General features: G+C 60.5%; 17 protein-coding genes. 14 read left to right on the plus strand and 3 right to left on the minus strand.

The window, feature by feature from the left end; translation table 11 throughout:
- Positions 1-27: 27 nt before the first annotated feature.
- The 11 genes from ACODTY_RS17490 to glpK all read left to right on the plus strand — a co-directional run bounded on the left by ACODTY_RS17490 (position 28) and on the right by glpK (position 12,196).
- Positions 28-1,440 carry a pyridoxal phosphate-dependent decarboxylase family protein gene (locus ACODTY_RS17490; protein ID WP_488995483.1) on the plus strand — a complete coding sequence of 471 codons (1,413 nt, stop codon included), beginning with the start codon at positions 28-30 and terminating at the stop codon, positions 1,438-1,440.
- 116 nt (positions 1,441-1,556) lie between these two features.
- Entirely contained in the window at positions 1,557-2,327 is a 771-nt protein-coding gene (locus ACODTY_RS17495; protein WP_488995484.1) for a DeoR/GlpR family DNA-binding transcription regulator, read from the plus strand.
- Positions 2,328-2,446: 119 nt separating this feature from the next.
- Positions 2,447-3,967, plus strand: a complete 1,521-nt coding sequence (gene glpD / locus ACODTY_RS17500; protein WP_488995485.1) for a glycerol-3-phosphate dehydrogenase — start codon at positions 2,447-2,449, stop codon at positions 3,965-3,967.
- Between the two features lie 19 nt (positions 3,968-3,986).
- Positions 3,987-5,066: an ABC transporter ATP-binding protein gene (locus tag ACODTY_RS17505; protein ID WP_056244586.1), complete on the plus strand. Its 1,080-nt coding sequence runs from the start codon at positions 3,987-3,989 to the stop codon at positions 5,064-5,066.
- Positions 5,067-5,077: 11 nt separating this feature from the next.
- The gene (locus ACODTY_RS17510; RefSeq protein ID WP_488995486.1) at positions 5,078-6,145 is read left to right on the plus strand and encodes an ABC transporter ATP-binding protein; all 1,068 of its coding nucleotides are present in this window, start codon (positions 5,078-5,080) and stop codon (positions 6,143-6,145) included.
- A 1-nt stretch (position 6,146) separates the two neighbouring features.
- The gene (locus ACODTY_RS17515) at positions 6,147-7,013 is read left to right on the plus strand and encodes a carbohydrate ABC transporter permease (RefSeq protein WP_488995487.1); all 867 of its coding nucleotides are present in this window, start codon (positions 6,147-6,149) and stop codon (positions 7,011-7,013) included.
- A gap of 1 nt (position 7,014) precedes the next feature.
- Positions 7,015-7,935: a carbohydrate ABC transporter permease gene (locus ACODTY_RS17520; protein ID WP_488995488.1), complete on the plus strand. Its 921-nt coding sequence runs from the start codon at positions 7,015-7,017 to the stop codon at positions 7,933-7,935.
- Positions 7,935-8,342 (plus strand): DUF2160 domain-containing protein, encoded by a 408-nt coding sequence (locus ACODTY_RS17525; RefSeq protein WP_488995489.1) that lies wholly within the window; start codon positions 7,935-7,937, stop codon positions 8,340-8,342. The genes ACODTY_RS17520 and ACODTY_RS17525 overlap by 1 nt, the downstream gene beginning before the upstream one ends.
- A 76-nt stretch (positions 8,343-8,418) precedes the next feature.
- Positions 8,419-10,143: an ABC transporter substrate-binding protein gene (locus ACODTY_RS17530; RefSeq protein ID WP_488995490.1), complete on the plus strand. Its 1,725-nt coding sequence runs from the start codon at positions 8,419-8,421 to the stop codon at positions 10,141-10,143.
- 79 nt (positions 10,144-10,222) lie between these two features.
- A complete protein-coding gene (locus ACODTY_RS17535; RefSeq protein WP_488995491.1) occupies positions 10,223-10,678 on the plus strand; it encodes a hypothetical protein in 456 nt (151 codons plus the stop codon).
- A 27-nt stretch (positions 10,679-10,705) separates the two neighbouring features.
- Positions 10,706-12,196, plus strand: coding sequence for a glycerol kinase GlpK (gene glpK, locus ACODTY_RS17540; protein WP_488995492.1), 1,491 nt, complete (start codon positions 10,706-10,708; stop codon positions 12,194-12,196).
- A 3-nt stretch (positions 12,197-12,199) separates the two neighbouring features.
- Here glpK and mmsB read toward each other — a convergent pair whose 3' ends face one another.
- Both mmsB and ACODTY_RS17550 read right to left on the minus strand, forming a co-directional pair.
- Positions 12,200-13,099, minus strand: coding sequence for a 3-hydroxyisobutyrate dehydrogenase (gene mmsB, locus ACODTY_RS17545; protein WP_488995493.1), 900 nt, complete (start codon positions 13,097-13,099; stop codon positions 12,200-12,202).
- Between the two features lie 19 nt (positions 13,100-13,118).
- Positions 13,119-14,297, minus strand: a complete 1,179-nt coding sequence (locus tag ACODTY_RS17550) for an isobutyryl-CoA dehydrogenase (protein ID WP_488995494.1) — start codon at positions 14,295-14,297, stop codon at positions 13,119-13,121.
- Positions 14,298-14,420: 123 nt separating this feature from the next.
- Between ACODTY_RS17550 and ACODTY_RS17555 the strand changes: the two genes are divergently transcribed.
- A complete protein-coding gene (locus ACODTY_RS17555; RefSeq protein WP_488995495.1) occupies positions 14,421-15,026 on the plus strand; it encodes a dimethylsulfonioproprionate lyase family protein in 606 nt (201 codons plus the stop codon).
- Positions 15,027-15,028: 2 nt separating this feature from the next.
- The gene (locus ACODTY_RS17560; RefSeq protein ID WP_488995496.1) at positions 15,029-16,498 is read left to right on the plus strand and encodes a cobyric acid synthase; all 1,470 of its coding nucleotides are present in this window, start codon (positions 15,029-15,031) and stop codon (positions 16,496-16,498) included.
- A 12-nt stretch (positions 16,499-16,510) separates the two neighbouring features.
- On the opposite strand, the gene ACODTY_RS17565 is transcribed toward ACODTY_RS17560, so the two are convergent.
- Complete coding sequence (locus ACODTY_RS17565; RefSeq protein WP_488995497.1) at positions 16,511-17,296, minus strand: TSUP family transporter; 786 nt, start codon at positions 17,294-17,296, stop codon at positions 16,511-16,513.
- A 116-nt stretch (positions 17,297-17,412) separates the two neighbouring features.
- On the opposite strand from ACODTY_RS17565, the gene ACODTY_RS17570 reads away from it, so the two are divergent.
- The gene (locus tag ACODTY_RS17570) at positions 17,413-17,844 is read left to right on the plus strand and encodes a tellurite resistance TerB family protein (protein ID WP_488995498.1); all 432 of its coding nucleotides are present in this window, start codon (positions 17,413-17,415) and stop codon (positions 17,842-17,844) included.
- Positions 17,845-17,851: the final 7 nt, after the last annotated feature.

The raw sequence follows: 17,851 nt of genomic DNA on the forward strand, positions 1-17,851 counted from the left end.
TGAGGCAGAAACAGTTGGAGATCGGCGATGGACGGCAACGAGTTTCGTGATTGGTCTCTCCGTGCTGCCGAATGGGGCGCCGACTATCGCGAAACCTTGCGTGACCGGCCGGTAAGGCCCAGCACTGAGCCGGGTGAAATCTTTCGCGCCATCGAGGCATCGCCGCCTGAAGATGGCGAGCCTATGGAAAAGATCTTCGCGGATTTCGAGGCGACAATCGTGCCGGGCATGACCCACTGGCAACATCCGCGCTTCTTCGCCTATTTCCCCGCCAATGCGGCCCCCGTGTCTGTCGTCGCGGAATATCTGGTTTCCGCCATGGCTGCGCAATGCATGCTCTGGCAGACCTCGCCGGCAGCGACCGAACTTGAAATGCGCATCATCGACTGGATGCGCCAGGCGCTTGGCCTGCCTGAAGGATTTTCCGGCGTCATCCAGGATTCCGCGTCGTCAGCCACCTTGGCTGCCGTGCTCACCATGCGCGAGCGCGCGCTTGCCTGGGAGGGCAACAGGAAGGGGCTCGCCGGCCAGCCTGCCGTTCGCATCTATTCTTCGGATCAGGTCCATACCTCGATTGACCGCGCCATCTGGGTGTCCGGCGTAGGCGAGGAAAATCTGGTCCGTATCCCTGTCAAAGGCGCGCTGCGCTCGATGGATGCCGCGGCACTTGAGGCCGCCATCGTCGAAGACCGGGCCAATGGCTTCCTTCCCGCAGGCATCATCGCTTGCGTCGGCGGCACCAGCGTCGGCGCAACTGACGATATTGCCGCTGTTGCCGACATCGCGCGCCGTCACGGCCTCTACCTCCATGTCGATGCCGCCTGGGCGGGCTCGGCGATGATCTGTCCTGAATACCGGCATTTCTGGACCGGTGTCGAAGGCGCGGATTCCATCGTTTTCAATCCGCACAAATGGCTTGGCGCGCAATTCGATTGTTCGGTCCAGTTCATCCGCGATCCGGAAAGCCATGTGCGCACGCTGGCCATCAAGCCGGAGTATCTCAAAACCCACGGCCACGACGGCATCGTCAACTATTCCGAATGGTCGGTCCCGCTCGGCCGTCGCTTCCGCGCGCTGAAACTGTGGTTCCTGTTGCGTGCGCACGGGCTCGAAGCCTTGCGCCGGATGATCCGCAACCACGTTGCATGGAGCGAAAAGCTTGCCCGCCGGCTTGCCGCCGAGCCGGATTTCGAACTCGTAACCGAGCCGATGCTCTCGCTTTTTTCGTTTCGCCATCGCGCGCCAGCGGGCGTGGACGCGGACGAACACAATCAGCGTCTGCTCAACGCAATCAACAATGATGGCCGCATCTATCTGACACAAACGAAAGTGGAGGGCCGCTTTGCCATTCGTTTCCAGGCAGGCCAGTTCGATTCCACGGCTCGGGACGTCGAAATGGCGTTCGCAGTCATCAAGGAAATCGCCGGCAATTTGCGCTGATCTCCTCGGATCTTTCTTGCCTCTCGTCCATAGTGGTGAGGTTCTTTTGGGCCGCTGACGCCTGTTCATCGCTTTCGTTTTAGGCTATGGGTCCAAAAAACGAAAAAGGACGAGCCATGTACCTTCCGCCCCGCCATGCCGAAATCATCCAGATGGCCAAGGACAAGGGCAGGGTACTGGTCGATGATCTGGCCGCGCATTTCTCGGTTACGCCCCAGACCATCCGCAAGGATCTCAACGATCTGTGCGATCAACGCCTGCTGAGCCGCATCCACGGCGGTGCGCTGTTTCCTTCCGGCATCGAGAACATGGAATACGAGGCGCGGCGCAAGATTGCCGCCGATGAGAAGGAAGCGATCGGCAAGGCGGCTGCGCGCCTGATCCCGGACAGCGCCTCCCTGTTCATCAATATCGGCACCACGACCGAGGCGGTCAGCAACGCGCTTCTCGATCACTCCGGCCTGATGGTCATTACCAATAACATCAATGTTGCCAACAGGATGCGGGTTTATCCTTCGATAGAAGTTGTCATCGCCGGTGGCGTGGTTCGCGGCTCGGACGGTGGCGTCGTCGGTGAGGCGGCGGTCGACTTCATCAAGCAGTTCAAGGTCGATTACGCCGTGATCGGCGCGTCAGCCATCGACCATGATGGCGCGCTCCTCGACTTCGATTTTCGCGAGGTAAAGGTGGCCCAGGCCATCATCGCCAATGCCCGGCATGTGATCCTGGTTTCCGACAGCACCAAGTTCGAGCGGACCGCCCCGGTGCGCATCGGTCACCTGTCGCAGGTCAACACCTTCATCACCGATCGCTGCGATATTCCCGCCGTGCGCCGCATCTGTGAGGAAACCGAAGTTCAATTGATCGAGACCACCAACCGCACCTGAGTGTGGACGCTCAAAATTATCTCCGAAACGTCGTTTGACATTCGTTATTGTTTCGAAATAATCTCGATTTGATTTCGAAATGATGATTTGTACCGGGCGACGAAATCTCGGAGATTTTCGTGGGCGAAACCGCGATCCATGACATTGTCATCATCGGCGGCGGCATCAATGGATGCGGCATAGCCCGCGACGCTGTCGGGCGAGGCTTTTCCGTTCTTCTGGCCGAAATGAACGACCTTGCCAGCGGAACCTCGTCCGGTTCGACCAAGCTCATCCACGGCGGTCTGCGCTACCTCGAGTTCTACGAGTTCCGGCTGGTTCGCGAGGCGCTGATGGAGCGCGAGGTGTTGTGGCGCAATGCGCCGCACATCATCTGGCCGATGCGTTTCGTGCTGCCCTATGCCGAGGGACTGCGACCGGCATGGCTGCTCAGGCTCGGCCTGTTCCTCTACGATCACATTGGCGGCCGCAAGCTCTTGCCCGCCACGAAAACGCTCGACATGCATACCGACCCATCAGGCAAGCCGTTGAAGCGCTTGTTTTCAAAGGCGTTCGAGTATTCGGACGGCTGGGTCAACGATGCCCGGCTGGTTGCCTTGAACGCCCGTGATGCCGCCGACAAGGGTGCCGATATCCGCGTGCGGACCAAGGTCGTTTCCGCGCGCCGCGACGACAAGACCTGGACCGTGACCCTTGAGGATACCCACACCGGCGCTCGCGAGGAGGTCACGGCCCGCTTGCTGGTCAACGCAGCCGGACCTTGGGTCGATCACGTCCTTACCGAAGCGTTCGGCCGCAACGATGTCCACAACGTGCGCCTCGTTCGGGGCAGCCACATCGTCGTGCCGAAGAAGTTCGATGATCCACGCGCCTATTTCTTCCAGAACAAGGACGGCCGCATCATCTTCGCCATACCTTATGAGGAAGATTTCACGCTGATCGGCACCACGGACCAGGATTATCCCGGCGATCCGCACGACGTGAAGATAAGTGACGCCGAGATCGACTATCTGTGCGCCGCGGCAAGCGAGTATTTCGCCGAGCCGGTCAAGCGCGAAGACATTGTCTGGACCTATTCGGCGGTGCGTCCGCTCTATGATGACGGCGCGTCCAAGGCGCAGGAGGCGACCCGAGACTACGTTTTGAAGGCCGAGGAAGGCGGTGCGCCGCTTCTCAATGCGTTTGGCGGCAAGATCACCACCTATCGCCGGCTTTCAGAGGCGATGCTGGAAAAGATCGAAGGCTTTCTCGGCAAGCGCGGCAAGCCGTGGACGGCGGTCGCACCGCTACCGGGCGGCGATTTTCCGGCGACGAACTTCGATACCGAAGTCGCGAAGCTGAGCTACGCCTACCCATTCCTCACCCCGCACCATGCCAAGCGGTTGATGCGCCTTTATGGAACGCGGGCAGTCATCTTGCTCGGCCAGGCCAAATCCATCGCCGATCTCGGCCGCTATTTCGGTGCGGACCTCTACGAGGCTGAAGTCCGCTACCTTGTGGCCAACGAGTGGGCGATGACGGCGGAAGACGTGCTGTGGCGCAGAACCAAGCGTGGCCTGCATCTTACCCCTGAGCAGGTCGACGTGCTCGATACATTCATACAGGGCCTTACCAGGAGACATTCGGCGGCGGCGGAATAAGGGAGGCACGAGAGGGCATATGCTGGAACTGAGAAATGTCTCGAAGGTTGTGGGGGCAGACACCCACATTGCCGACATCTCGTTGACGCTCAATCATGGTTCGTTGAACGTCCTGCTCGGACCGACGCTGTCGGGCAAGACCAGCCTCATGCGCCTCATGGCCGGGCTCGATGTTCCCACTTCCGGTTCCATCTGGTTCGACGGCAAGGACGTGACCGGCGTTCGCGTCCAGAAGCGCAACGTCGCCATGGTCTACCAGCAGTTCATCAACTATCCGGCAATGACCGTATACGAGAACATCGCTTCGCCCTTGCGCGTTGCCGGCATCGACAAGGCCAGTATCGACCGCGAGGTCCGCAAGGCTGCCGACCTGCTCAAGCTCACGCCCTATCTCGACCGCACGCCGCTAAACCTTTCCGGCGGCCAGCAACAGCGCACTGCGCTGGCGCGCGCCATCGTCAAGAACGCCAGCCTCGTTCTGCTCGACGAACCGCTTGCCAATCTGGACTACAAGCTGCGCGAGGAATTGCGCGAAGAACTGCCGAAGATATTCGCGGAAGCGGGAACCATCTTCGTCTATGCGACGACCGAGCCGCATGAAGCGCTCCTGCTTGGCGGCAACACGGCAACGCTGTCGCAGGGTAGGGTGACCCAGTTCGGCCCAACCGTCGAAGTCTTCCGCAGGCCGGTCGATCTGGTCACGGCGAAGACCTTTGCCGATCCCCCGCTGAACACAATCGTGCTTGCCAAGAAGGGCAAGCATCTTCTCCTTGATGGTGGGGTTAACCTCCCAGTGCCAACCGACCTCGTTGGTATAGCCGACGGCAATTACACGATCGGCTTTCAACCCCACCATCTTTCTCTTGATCGCTCGAATGCGGGTTCGGTTCCGGTCCGCGCCAAGGTTTCCATCACCGAAATCACCGGCTCGGAAAGCTTCATCCATCTCGATTTCGCCGATGTTCGCTGGGTCATGCTCACCCACGGCATCCGCCATTACGAGACAGACGACGAGGTCGAGGTGTTCATCGACCCGCGCCACATCATGGTGTTCGATGGCAACGGCCGTGCGGTCTCCGCACCGAGCATGGCAGCGTAGGAGGGCTGGAGATGGCACGCATCGACGTCAACCACATCCGCCATTCCTACCTGGCCGATCCGCGCAAGGATTCCGACTTTGCGTTGAAGGAAGTGCATCACACCTTTGAAGACGGCGGCGCTTACGCCCTGCTTGGCCCTTCCGGTTGCGGCAAGACCACGCTGCTCAACATCATTTCCGGCCTGCTGCGGCCCTCGCACGGCCAGTTGCTGTTCAACGGCAAGGACGTGACCAACCTGTCCACGCAGGAACGCAACATTGCCCAGGTGTTCCAGTTCCCGGTCATCTACGACACCATGACGGTGTACGACAATCTGGCCTTTCCGCTGCGCAACCGCGGCGTTCCGGAAGCCGACGTCGATCGCAAGGTGCGCGAGACTTTGGAGATGACCGATCTGGCCAGTTGGGCCGGGCGCAAGGCGAGGGGCCTTACTGCAGACCAGAAGCAGAAGATATCGCTCGGCCGCGGTCTTGTTCGTTCCGACGTCAACGCCATTTTGTTCGATGAGCCGCTCACCGTCATTGACCCGCACATGAAGTGGGTTTTGCGCTCACAGTTGAAGCAACTTCACCGGCGCTTTGGCTACACCATGGTCTACGTCACCCACGACCAGACCGAGGCTCTGACTTTCGCAGAGCGCGTCGTCGTCATGTATGACGGCGAGATCGTGCAGATCGGCACGCCGGCCGAACTGTTCGAAAGGCCGCGCCACACTTTTGTCGGCTACTTCATCGGATCGCCGGGCATGAACGTCATGCCCGTGAAGGTGGAAGGCAAGGTCGCCAGGCTGGGTTCGCAGTCGATCCAGTTGCCGGGCGCCCTGAAGTCGGCGGAAGGCTCGATCGAGCTTGGCGTGCGCCCTGAATATGTTCGCATCGGCTCCAGTGGCATGCCTGTATCCATCACCAAGGTCGAGGATGTTGGCCGGCATAAAGTCATCCGTGCAAAGCTTGAGGGGCGCGATATCGCGGCCATTATCGGTGAGGATGACGAGATACCTGCCGACGCCAAGGTGAGTTTCGAGCCTGCGGGCATTAACGTCTATGCCGACTCCTGGCGTGTCGAGATGGGGGCCTGACATGGACAAGACCTGGAACAACAAAGCCTGGCTTCTCGTCCTGCCTGTGCTGGTGCTGGTCGCGTTCTCGGCCATCATCCCGTTGATGACCGTCGTGAACTATTCCATGCAGGATACCTTCGGTAACAACCAGTTCTTCTGGGCCGGCACCGAGTGGTTCGAGGAATTGCTTGCCTCGGACCGCTTCTGGCAGGCGATGGGCCGCAACCTGATCTTTTCCTTCATTATCCTCGCAATCGAAGTGCCGCTCGGCATCTTCATCGCGCTCAACATGCCCAAGAAGGGTTGGGGCGTGCCGGTCTGTCTGGTCCTGATGGCACTGCCCTTGCTCATTCCGTGGAACGTTGTCGGCACCATCTGGCAAGTGTTCGGGCGCAACGACATCGGCCTGCTCGGCTATGTCGTCAATGCGCTGGGGTTCGACTACAACTACGTCCAGGACCCGTTCGATGCCTGGGTGACGGTTATCATCATGGATGTCTGGCATTGGACAAGCCTCGTCGTCCTGCTCTGCTATGCTGGCTTGGTTTCGATCCCCGACGCCTTCTATCAGGCTGCCAAGATCGATGGCGCCTCGCGCTGGTCGGTGTTCCGCTACATCCAGTTGCCGAAGATGCAGCGTGTCCTGCTCATCGCCGTGCTGCTGCGCTTCATGGACAGCTTCATGATCTACACCGAGCCGTTCGTCGTCACCGGCGGTGGGCCGGGCAATTCGACCACCTTCCTGTCGATCGATCTCGTCAAGACGGCGCTCGGCCAGTTTGATCTCGGGCCTGCGGCGGCGATGTCGCTTGTCTACTTCCTCATCATCCTCCTGTTGTCGTGGGTGTTCTACACCGTCATGACCAACTACGACGCGGAGCGCTGACATGGCGGGCGCAAACGAAAGAACGGAACGGGGCGCAATGAGCGGGGCCGCTATCGGCAGCAAAGCCGCCAGCGAAGTTTCGCAGGAGGCGGTCGCCCGTCTCATGCGCAAGCGCGGCGTCGAGTCGAAATGGTGGTGGGTCGTGCCCACCCTTTATATCGTCTTCCTGATGCTGCCGATCTACTGGCTCATCAACATGAGCTTCAAGACCAACACCGAGATCGTATCGTCGCTGACGCTTTATCCGCATCAGCCGACGCTGCGCAATTATGTCGTGATTTTCACCGACGCGTCCTGGTACTCGGGTTACATCAACTCGATCACCTATGTGGTTATGAATACGGTGATTTCGGTCGCCGTGGCGCTGCCTGCAGCTTATGCGTTTTCACGCTATCGCTTCTTGGGCGACAAGCACCTGTTCTTCTGGCTGCTGACAAACCGCATGGCGCCGCCGGCGGTCTTTGCGCTGCCGTTCTTCCAGCTTTATTCGGCTTTCGGTCTCATTGATACGCACATCGCGGTCGCCTTGGCTCACTGCCTTTTCAACGTGCCTTTGGCGGTCTGGATTCTCGAAGGTTTCATGTCGGGCGTGCCTAAGGAGATCGACGAAACGGCCTATATCGACGGCTATTCGTTCCCGCGCTTCTTCGTAAAGATTTTCATGCCGCTCATCGCAAGCGGCATCGGCGTCGCCTGCTTCTTCTGCTTCATGTTCTCGTGGGTTGAACTGCTGATCGCCCGCACTTTGACGACGACCGATGCCAAGCCGATCGCCGCCGTCATGACCAGGACCGTTTCCGCTGCCGGTATGGACTGGGGCTTGCTGGCGGCAGCCGGCGTGCTCACCCTCATCCCCGGCGCGCTCGTGATCTGGTTTGTGCGCAACTACATTGCCAAGGGCTTTGCCCTGGGGAGGGTATGATGGCTGGATCGCACCGCTGGCGGACTGCGCTTGCCATTGTCGTGGTCGTGTTCCTGATTGCAGTGGGGCTGCTCGTGTCCGCCGTTCCGCTCAAGGATGGCGTGCGCGACTGGTTTGCGCCGCTTGTGGCAGGCGGATGGATGGCATGGACTTTCCCTACCGCCGCCTTCTTCTTGACCATTCTTGCATTGTTGTCGCTGATGGCCGTTTGGGAATACGCATCGCCCGGTGGCCATCCCCGCGTCGGAATATTGCGTTTCGAGACGACGCGCGGCGACCGCCTTTTTGTTTCGCTGCTCGGCAGCGCCTTTATCCATCTCGCTTGGCTTGGCCTTGTTGGGCCCGGCCTGTGGTGGGCTCTCGCTCTCTCCGTGGTCTACGCCATTGCGGTGTTTCGCTACGTATAGAGGGAGAAATTGTTGGAGCGGCCGCGTGCCGGCGACCGCTCCGATCGCAACTGCAACCTTATTGAGGAGGAAACTTATGCGACGGCAGCTTTTAACATCGACTACCGCCCTTGTCCTCTTGTTTGGCGTAGGCAATGCCTTCGCTGGCATGGATGAGGCAAAAGCCTTTCTGGACAAGGAGATAGGAGATCTTTCTACTCTGGATAGGGCGGCTCAGGAAGCTGAGATGCAGTGGTTCATCGACGCCGCCAAGCCGTTTGCCGGCATGGAGATCAAGGTCGTCTCCGAAACCATCGACACGCATAGCTATGAATCGAAGGTTCTGGCGCCAGCCTTCAGCGCCATTACGGGCATCAAGCTGACGCATGACCTGATCCAGGAAGGCGACGTCGTCGAGAAAATCCAGACCCAGATGCAAACCGGAGAAAATCTCTATGACGGCTGGGTCAACGACTCGGACCTGATCGGTACGCACTGGCGCTACCAGCAGGTGCGCAACCTGACCGACTGGATGGCCAACGAAGGTAAGGACGTCACCAATCCGAACCTCGACCTTGCCGATTTCATCGGGACATCCTTCACCACCGCACCGGACAAGAAGCTGTACCAGCTTCCCGACCAGCAGTTCGCGAACCTCTACTGGTTCCGTTATGATTGGTTCAACGACGAGAAGAACAAGGCCGATTTCAAGACGAAGTACGGCTACGATCTCGGCGTTCCGGTCAATTGGTCGGCCTATGAGGACATCGCCGAGTTCTTCACCGGCCGCGAGATCGACGGCAAGAAAGTCTATGGCCACATGGACTACGGCAAGAAGGATCCGTCGCTTGGCTGGCGGTTCACCGATGCCTGGCTGTCGATGGCAGGTAACGGGGACAAAGGCATTCCGAACGGCCTGCCGGTCGACGAATGGGGTATCAAGGTCGATGAAAACTCGCGCCCCGTCGGCTCCTGCGTTGCCCGCGGTGGCGATACCAACGGCCCGGCTGCGGTGTATTCCATCCAGAAATATCTCGACTGGCTGAAGGCCTACGCGCCGGCCGAAGCTCAGGGCATGACGTTCTCCGAATCCGGTCCTGTGCCGGCGCAAGGTAACATCGCTCAGCAGATGTTCACCTACACCGCCTTCACCGCCAGTTTCGTCAAGGATGGCCTACCGGTGGTCAACGCCGACGGCACGCCGAAGTGGCGCTTTGCCCCATCGCCGCATGGCGTCTACTGGAAGGACGGCATGAAGCTGGGCTATCAGGACGTGGGTTCCTGGACGCTGATGAAGTCCACCCCCGAAGACCGCGCCAAGGCCGCCTGGCTCTACGCGCAGTTCGTGACCTCGAAAACCGTCGACGTGAAGAAAAGCCATGTAGGCCTGACGCTCATTCGTCAGTCCACGATTGACCACAAGAGCTTCACCGAACGGGCACCGAAGCTCGGCGGTCTGGTCGAGTTCTATCGTTCGCCGGCTCGCATCCAGTGGTCGCCGACGGGCACGAATATCCCTGACTATCCGAAGCTGGCACAGCTTTGGTGGCAGGCAATCGGTGACGCTTCTTCCGGCGCCAAGACGGCGCAGGAGGCCATGGACTCGCTCTGCGCAGAGCAGGAAAAGGTCATGGAACGCCTCGAAAGGGCGGGCGTGCAGGGCGATATCGGCCCGAAAATGGCCGAAGAGCATGATCTCGCCTACTGGAACGCAGATGCGGTGGCCAAGGGCAACCTCGCTCCGCAGCTGAAGATCGAGAACGAGAAGGAAAAGCCGATTACCGTCAACTACGACGAGCTGGTGAAGAGCTGGCAGAAGTAAGCGGCATCTGAGAAAAGAGAGCCGGCGGGTTTCCGCCGGCTCTCATCTGTCTTGATTTGCCAGATCCTTGGGAGGCGGGATGCCGAGCGCGGCGATCCGAAAGGTTTTCCGTGGCGGCCCTTGGTCGATTGTTGCCTTCGTGGCTGCTGTCGGCTTCCTCGGTGCCGTCTGGCTGTTCGGATGGAACAAGCCGTCGCGTTCCGATCTCGAAGGCTTGCTGCACGTTTCCTTTGCGATGAACACGTCGCTCGACGCGTGGGGCGACGACGACAATCAAAAGCCGTTGACGCAAAATTCGGTCGCGCAGGTCGGCGAAATCAGTTGCCAAAGTCATTCAATGCGGCGGCAACCGACAATCCACTATGAATGCCTTTATGATCTGACAGGCATCGACGGCAGCAAATACAGGCTGATCCTCGGTCTTGACCACAACAGGGGCTTGCGGCGGCTTGGCATGGCGGATTTTGGCAATTACCGATTGGTCGATATACCGGTCGATCGGCAAAAAGCCATCCTGGCCGACCATGCCGTTTGAGAGCAGAGCGGTTTTCGCGGAGGAAGCATGAGCGGCCATATCCTTGCCATCGACCAGGGCACCACATCCAGCCGCGCCATCGTCTTCGATGCAGGCATGAAGGTTGCCGGTGTCGGCCAGAAGGAGTTCGCGCAGCACTATCCGGCTTCCGGCTGGGTCGAACATGATCCGGAAGAGATTTGGGCCAGCGTCGTGTCAACGGTGAAGGCCGCCTTGAAGAAGGCCGATTGCAGCGCCGCCGACATCGCCGCCATCGGCATCACCAACCAGCGCGAAACCGTGGTCATCTGGGACAAGGCGACCGGCAAGCCTATCCACAATGCCATCGTCTGGCAGGATCGTCGCACCGCGCCGCTATGCGCAAAGCTCAAGAAGCAAGGCCTTGAGCCGAAGTTCAGCAAGAAGACGGGCCTGCTGCTCGATCCCTATTTCTCCGGCACCAAGATCGCCTGGATGCTGGACAAGGTGAAGGGCGCCCGCAAGCGCGCCGAAAAGGGCGAGTTGCTGGCCGGCACCATCGATTGCTTCCTGATCTGGCGTCTTACCGGCGGCAAGGTCCATGCGACCGACGCCACCAACGCGTCGCGCACGCTCGTCTACAACATCGAAAAGAATGAATGGGACGCCGAGCTTCTCCGCATCCTGAACATTCCGGCCGCGATGCTGCCGCAGGTGAAGGATTGCGCCGATGATTTTGGCGTAACGGACGAGAAGCTTTTCGGGGCCGGCATAAGAATCTTTGGCGTTGCCGGCGACCAGCAGGCCGCGACCATTGGCCAGGCCTGTTTCCAGCCGGGCATGATGAAATCCACCTACGGCACCGGCTGCTTTGCGCTGCTCAACACCGGCAGCGACATGGTGCGTTCGAAGAACCGGCTGCTCACCACCATTGCCTACCGGCTGAACGGCAAGACGACCTACGCGCTCGAAGGATCGATCTTCATCGCCGGCGCTGCGGTGCAATGGCTGCGCGATGGTCTGAAGATCATCGGCAAGGCCAGCGAAACCGGCAAGATGGCGGCGGAGGCTGATCCGACCCAGTCGGTCTATCTCGTGCCGGCCTTTGTCGGCCTTGGCGCGCCGCACTGGGATGCCGAGGCACGCGGCGCGATCTATGGCCTCACGCGCAATTCCGGTCCGGCTGAGTTCGCCCGCGCCACATTGGAGTCCGTGGCGTTCCAGACACGCGACCTTCTGGATGCCATGCGCAAGGACTGGAAGAACGGCAACGGCAAGACGGTCCTGCGCGTGGACGGCGGCATGGTCGCGTCCGACTGGACCATGCAGCGGCTTGCCGACATTCTGGATGCACCGGTTGACCGGCCGACCATTCTGGAAACAACGGCGCTTGGCGCGGCATGGCTGGCCGGCTCGAAGGCAGGCGTGTGGCCGAAGGCGGCGCAATTCGCCAAATCCTGGGCACTCGACCACCGCTTCAAACCGGAAATGGATGCGGCGACGCGCGCCGGCAAGCTTAAAGGCTGGCGCGAGGCTGTCCGCCGCACGCTCAGCGCATAAGCATCACTTGCCGCGCAGGAAATTGATGATGCCGGAAAAGTCCGCGCCTGCACCGCCTTGCGCGTTGAACAGAGCGTAAAGCTGCGCCGCCTCGGCGCCCAGCGGCGTCACCGCGCCCGCGCCCTGTGCCGCTTCCTGCGAAAGCTTGAGGTCCTTCAGCATCAGCGCCGCGGCAAAGCCCGGCTTGTAGTCGCGGTTGGCGGGTGAGGCGGGTACCGGCCCGGGCACCGGGCAGTAGGAGGTCAGCGACCAGCATTGGCCGGATGAGGTCGAGGCGACGTCGAACAACGCCTGATGGGAAAGACCGAGCTTTTCGCCCAGCACGAAGGCTTCGGCGACGCCGATCATCGAGATGCCGAGGATCATGTTGTTACAGATCTTCGCGGCCTGGCCTGCGCCATCGCCGCCGCAATGCACGATGCGGCCGGCCATCGGCTTCAGGATCGGTTCGGCCTTTGCAAATGCTTCGTCGCTGCCGCCGGCCATGAAGGTCAGCGTGCCGGCCGCAGCCCCGCCCGTGCCGCCGGAAACCGGCGCATCGACCGAGGCAACGCCGCTCTTGGCGGCGATCGCGTGCGCCTTGCGCGCCGAGTCCACGTCGATGGTGGAGGAATCGATGAACAGCGCGCCTTGCTTGGCCTTGGGCGCGATATCCTCATAGACCGAAAGCACATGCTTGCCGGCCGGCAGCATGGTTATCACCACATCGGCGTCCTTCACTGCCGCAACCGCGCTGGCCATCACCGTCACGCCATGCTCGCGCGCCACGGTCAGGTTTTCCGGCATGAGGTCAAAACCCAGCACGGTATGGCCCGCCTTGACGAGGTTGGCGGCCATGGGATTGCCCATGTTGCCGAGGCCGATGAAGGCGATGGTGGTCATTGATGTCCTCCGTGTGGGCAATGAATGGAGTAGGGCGGCCCTACTGCTTTCCGATCAGATGTCTTGCGATGATGACGCGCATGATCTCGTTGGTGCCCTCGAGGATCTGGTGCACGCGCAGGTCGCGCACCAGTTTTTCGATGCCGTAGTCATGCAGATAGCCGTAGCCGCCAAGCAGTTGCAGCGCGTCGTTGGCGACGGCAAATCCGGTGTCGGTAACGAAGCGCTTGGCCATCGCCGACCATTTCGAGGCGTCATGCGCCTTGGCGTCCAGCTTGGAAGCGGCGGTGTAAAGGAAAATGCGGCCCGCCTGCAATTCCGTTTCCATGTCCGCCAGCCTGAATTGCAGCGCCTGGAACTGGTTGATGGTCTTGCCGAATGCGTTGCGTTCGGCAGTGTAGGCGATTGCCTTGTCGAGCGCCGATTGCGCACCGCCCAGCGAACACGCCGCAATGTTGAGCCGCCCGCCATCCAACCCTGCCATTGCAATGCCGAAACCGTCGCCTTCCTGTGAAAGCAGGTTCTCCGCCGGCACCTTGCAGTCTTCGAAGATCACCTGACGGGTGGATTGCATATGCCAGCCCATCTTGTTTTCGACCGCGCCGAAGGAAAGGCCGGGAGCATCTTTCGGCACCACGATGGTCGAAACACCCTTGGGGCCATCGGCTCCGGTGCGCACCATGGCGACGTAAACATCTGAGTCCCCGGCGCCGGAAATGAATTGCTTGGTGCCGTTCAAAACATAGTCGGAGCCGTTGCCGCCTGAACGCGAGGCTCGCGTCTTCAGCGCCGCCGCATCCGAGCCCGAACCCGGCTCCGTCAGGCAGTAGCTGGCCAGCCATTCCATCGAGGTCAGTTTCGGCAGCAGGCGCTGGCGCTGCTCTTCGTTGCCGAAGCGGTCGATCATCGAAGACGCCATGTTGTGGATCGATATGAACGAGGAAAACGCCGGGCAGGCCTTTGCCAGCGCCTCGAAAATCAGCACCGCGTCGAGCCGTCCAAGCGCGGACCCGCCGACATCGTCCCGCACATAGATACCGCCGAGGCCAAGCGGCCCGGTCTCGCGGATCACATCGGATGGAAAATGCCGGTTCTTGTCCCAGTCCAGCGCATTCGGCGCAACGCGGTCGTTGGCAAAGGCTTCCGCCATTTCCTGAATGGCGCGCTGGTCGTCGTTAAGCTCGAACTGGCCGCCCGTCGTTGAAGCAACGCTATCCATGGCGCCCTCCCGGCAAATGTCGTTTTTGGCTATGCGTGGCGAGCAATCTAGACCAATGATGCCAGCGCGCAAACCCGACCTTAAGCGGAGCGGTTGTGCGAAAATTCAAGTACGAGAAAACACGTGCCGACAAAAATCGATAGTCTGATGGGTGTGTTGCGCAACTATCTTTCAAACGTTGCCACTTCTGGCCCCGCCGACGATTTTCTCGCCGGTTTCGATTGGCAAATGCCGTCGCGACCTCTCGCGCCGAACACTTTGCCCTGCGTTGCCTGTCTTGAGCGGCTGGCCGATATTGCCGAAGCGCGTGAACAGGAACTCATCGCTGAACTGTCTGCGGCTGCACCTGAATTGCGGTGGGGTCAAACCTACACCGCGGCGGATTTCGGCCAGCACTTTCTCGACAATTATGGCTGGGTGGAATTGTTCGGCACGCGTGGCCACTTTGTGCATGACAGCATGGCAGGCGGTTTCCTGATACTTGGACCCGGCATCGTCTATCCCGACCATCACCACATCGCAGAAGAAGTCTACATTCCGCTCACCGGAACGGCCGAATGGCGTATGGGCGAAGCGCCGTTCCGTTTGCGCAAAGGCGGCGAACTTATCCATCACGCGTCTAACGTCACCCATGCCATGCGCACGGCAACCGAGCCTCTGCTCGCATTCTACTTGTGGCGCGGCGGACCGCTCGCCCAGCGCTCGACCATAACCGGCGGGGCGCGCTGAGCATGGCAAAGGCGATCATGCTTCAGGGCACCGGCTCCGATGTCGGCAAGACGGTGCTGGTCGCCGGCCTCTGCCGTGCGGCAAGGAACCGTGGCTTGAAGGTCAGGCCGTTCAAGCCGCAGAACATGTCGAACAACGCCGCCGTGGCCGATCTGCCGGGAGAACCCGGAGGTGGCGAGATCGGTCGCGCCCAATGGCTGCAGGCAATCGCTTGCGGAGCCGAGCCGACCGTTCACATGAACCCGGTTCTGCTCAAGCCGCAGACCGATGTCGGCGCGCAGGTCGTCGTGCAGGGCAAGGTGTTCGGCCAGGCCCGCGCCCGCGACTACCAGACCCTCAAGGGGCACTTGATGGCCGCCGTTCTGGATTCCTGGGCCAAGGTCGGCGAGGGCGCCGATCTGGTCATTGTCGAAGGTGCCGGCTCGCCCGCAGAGATCAATTTGCGCGACCGCGACATCGCCAATATGGGCTTTGCCACCCGTGCCGATGTTCCGGTCGTTCTGGTTGGAGACATCGACAGGGGCGGGGTGATCGCCTCGGTCGCGGGCACGCATCTCATCTTGCCGGAAGAAGACCGGCGCATGATCGTCGGCTATCTCATCAACAAGTTCCGTGGTGACGTCACTCTGTTCGAAGATGGCATCGCCGCCATCGACCGCTTTACCGGCTGGCCCTGTTTCGGCGTCGTTCCATGGTTGAAGGCAGCAGCACGCTTGCCTTCGGAAGATTCGGTGGTGCTGGAGAGGCTGGCATCCGGCGAGAAGCGCGCGCTCAAGGTCGCGGTGCCGATGCTCTCGCGCATCGCCAATTTCGACGACCTCGATCCGCTGAAAGCCGAGCCGCAGGTGGAAGTCGTCTTCGTGCCGCCGGGCCAGAATCTACCATCCGATGCCGGGCTGGTGGTTATTCCCGGCTCGAAATCCACCATCGGCGATCTTCTGCGCTTCCGTGAAAATGGCTGGGACCGCGACCTTGCCGCCCATCGCCGGCGCGGCGGTCATGTCGTTGGCATCTGCGGTGGCTTCCAGATGCTGGGACGCATCGTACGCGATCCGGACGGCATTGAGGGCAGCGTCATGGAGGCCGAAGGACTGGGCCTGCTCGACGTCGAAACAGTGATGGAACCGGAAAAGACCGTGCGCAACGTCGCCGCGCGCTCGGCGGTCTTCGACCTTCCCTTGCAAGGCTACGAAATCCATCTCGGCCGCACCTTCGGCCCCGATGGCCAGCGCCCAGCGGTAACCATCGACGGGATAGCGGACGGCGCGACGTCGGCCGACGGCAAGGTCTTCGGTACCTACCTGCACGGACTGTTTGGCGCTGACCAGTTTCGGGCCAAGTTTCTCGAAAGCCTGGGCGTCAGGGGCGCAGGCATCGACTACCGCGCGCAGGTGGAAAACGCCCTCGACGAGATCGCGATCGAACTTGAAACCCATCTCGATTGCGACGCCATCTTCGCGCTGGCGCGTTGAGAGCCCGGGCTGTTACCAGCCGAGCGCCACACGCAGCGGATTGGTTGGGTCCGACAACAGCTTGATCGCCAGGGCCACGCAGATGAGGACGAGCAGTGGCTTGATCAGCTTGGCTCCGATCCTGATCGCCAGCGATGCACCAAGCCTAGCGCCGACGAACTGGGCAGCACCCATCATCAACCCGATTTTCCAGTAGACTGCGCCTGCAAGCGCAAAGACGATAAGCGCGCCGATATTGGTCGCAAAATTGAGCATCTTGGTGTGCGCCGTCGCCTTCAACACGCCGTAGCCGGCAAGGGCCACGAAAGCCAGCATGTAGAAAGAGCCCGTGCCCGGTCCGAAAATGCCGTCGTAGAAGCCAAGGATCGGAACAACTGTCAGTCCAAATAAAAACGGTGTCATGCGCCGGGTGCGGTCGATATCGTTCATTCTCGGCTTGAGGGCGAAGAACAACGCAATTGCTATCAGCACCACAGGAAGCGCCGCTTCAAGAATATCGGCCGGCACGACCGTTGCGGCTAGCGCGCCTATTGCGCTGCCGATCGCGGCCACAATTGCCGAAGGCAGTTGTTCGCGCACGTTGACGTGACCTTTGGCAGCGTAGGCGAGCGTTGCAGATCCCGAGCCGAAAAGCGCCTGCAATTTGTTCGTGCCGAGCGCATGGACTGGCGACATTCCCGTCAAAAGCAAAGCCGGTATCGCAATCAGCCCGCCGCCGCCGGCAATGGAGTCGATAAATCCGGCCACGAAAGCAGCCAACATCAGCAACGCGATGGTTTCGGAAGCAATTTCGAACATGAGGGAAAGGGCAGTCCAGGGGGAGGGAAAAGATAATCTGTTCGATCACAGCAAGGCGGATTGCGCAACGCCGATTGTGCGCTAACTATTGAGCCACCTTCAGGAAGGGAGCGCCGATGGCATTTGCATTGCTGGACCAGATACGTTCGATCTTCGATGGCGATCAGGGCGTGCGCAAGGTCGCCGACGATCCGGTTTTGTCGGCCGAACTCCTGATGCTGTTTCGCATGATCTTGGCCGACGGCTCGGTCAGTGAAAGCGAGATGGAAACCTTTCGTCGTATCTGCCGGGAATCTTTCAATATTCCAGATGCAAGCATGGACAAGGTTATCGATTACCTGAACGACGCCGGCTACGAAACCTCCGGTTCGCAGGCGATGGCTCTGTTTCAGGAACTCGACGTGGAAAGGCGCAAGCTGCTCGCCCGTCACATGGCCGAGATCGCCAAGGCCGACAGGCATTTGGCCGAAAACGAGGTCAAGCTGCTGCGCCGCACGCTCGATATCCTCGGCATCAGCCCGGTCGATGCGGTGAAGCCGGAAGGCTGAACTAGTC

It is taken from the genome of Mesorhizobium sp. FG116 (assembly GCF_057809835.1).

What these genes read in the sequence shown, in the direction of transcription:
- ACODTY_RS17525 (WP_488995489.1), top strand. Translation starts at nt 7,935, where the DNA reads ATGGCTGGATCGCACCGCTGGCGGACTGCGCTTGCCATTGTCGTGGTC.
- ACODTY_RS17515 (WP_488995487.1), top strand. Translation starts at nt 6,147, where the DNA reads ATGGACAAGACCTGGAACAACAAAGCCTGGCTTCTCGTCCTGCCTGTG.
- ACODTY_RS17565 (WP_488995497.1), bottom strand. Translation starts at nt 17,296, where the DNA reads ATGTTCGAAATTGCTTCCGAAACCATCGCGTTGCTGATGTTGGCTGCT.
- ACODTY_RS17490 (WP_488995483.1), top strand. Translation starts at nt 28, where the DNA reads ATGGACGGCAACGAGTTTCGTGATTGGTCTCTCCGTGCTGCCGAATGG.
- ACODTY_RS17560 (WP_488995496.1), top strand. Translation starts at nt 15,029, where the DNA reads ATGGCAAAGGCGATCATGCTTCAGGGCACCGGCTCCGATGTCGGCAAG.
- ACODTY_RS17550 (WP_488995494.1), bottom strand. Translation starts at nt 14,297, where the DNA reads ATGGATAGCGTTGCTTCAACGACGGGCGGCCAGTTCGAGCTTAACGAC.
- ACODTY_RS17570 (WP_488995498.1), top strand. Translation starts at nt 17,413, where the DNA reads ATGGCATTTGCATTGCTGGACCAGATACGTTCGATCTTCGATGGCGAT.
- ACODTY_RS17510 (WP_488995486.1), top strand. Translation starts at nt 5,078, where the DNA reads ATGGCACGCATCGACGTCAACCACATCCGCCATTCCTACCTGGCCGAT.
- ACODTY_RS17535 (WP_488995491.1), top strand. Translation starts at nt 10,223, where the DNA reads ATGCCGAGCGCGGCGATCCGAAAGGTTTTCCGTGGCGGCCCTTGGTCG.
- ACODTY_RS17520 (WP_488995488.1), top strand. Translation starts at nt 7,015, where the DNA reads ATGGCGGGCGCAAACGAAAGAACGGAACGGGGCGCAATGAGCGGGGCC.
- ACODTY_RS17530 (WP_488995490.1), top strand. Translation starts at nt 8,419, where the DNA reads ATGCGACGGCAGCTTTTAACATCGACTACCGCCCTTGTCCTCTTGTTT.
- glpK (WP_488995492.1), top strand. Translation starts at nt 10,706, where the DNA reads ATGAGCGGCCATATCCTTGCCATCGACCAGGGCACCACATCCAGCCGC.
- ACODTY_RS17495 (WP_488995484.1), top strand. Translation starts at nt 1,557, where the DNA reads ATGTACCTTCCGCCCCGCCATGCCGAAATCATCCAGATGGCCAAGGAC.
- ACODTY_RS17505 (WP_056244586.1), top strand. Translation starts at nt 3,987, where the DNA reads ATGCTGGAACTGAGAAATGTCTCGAAGGTTGTGGGGGCAGACACCCAC.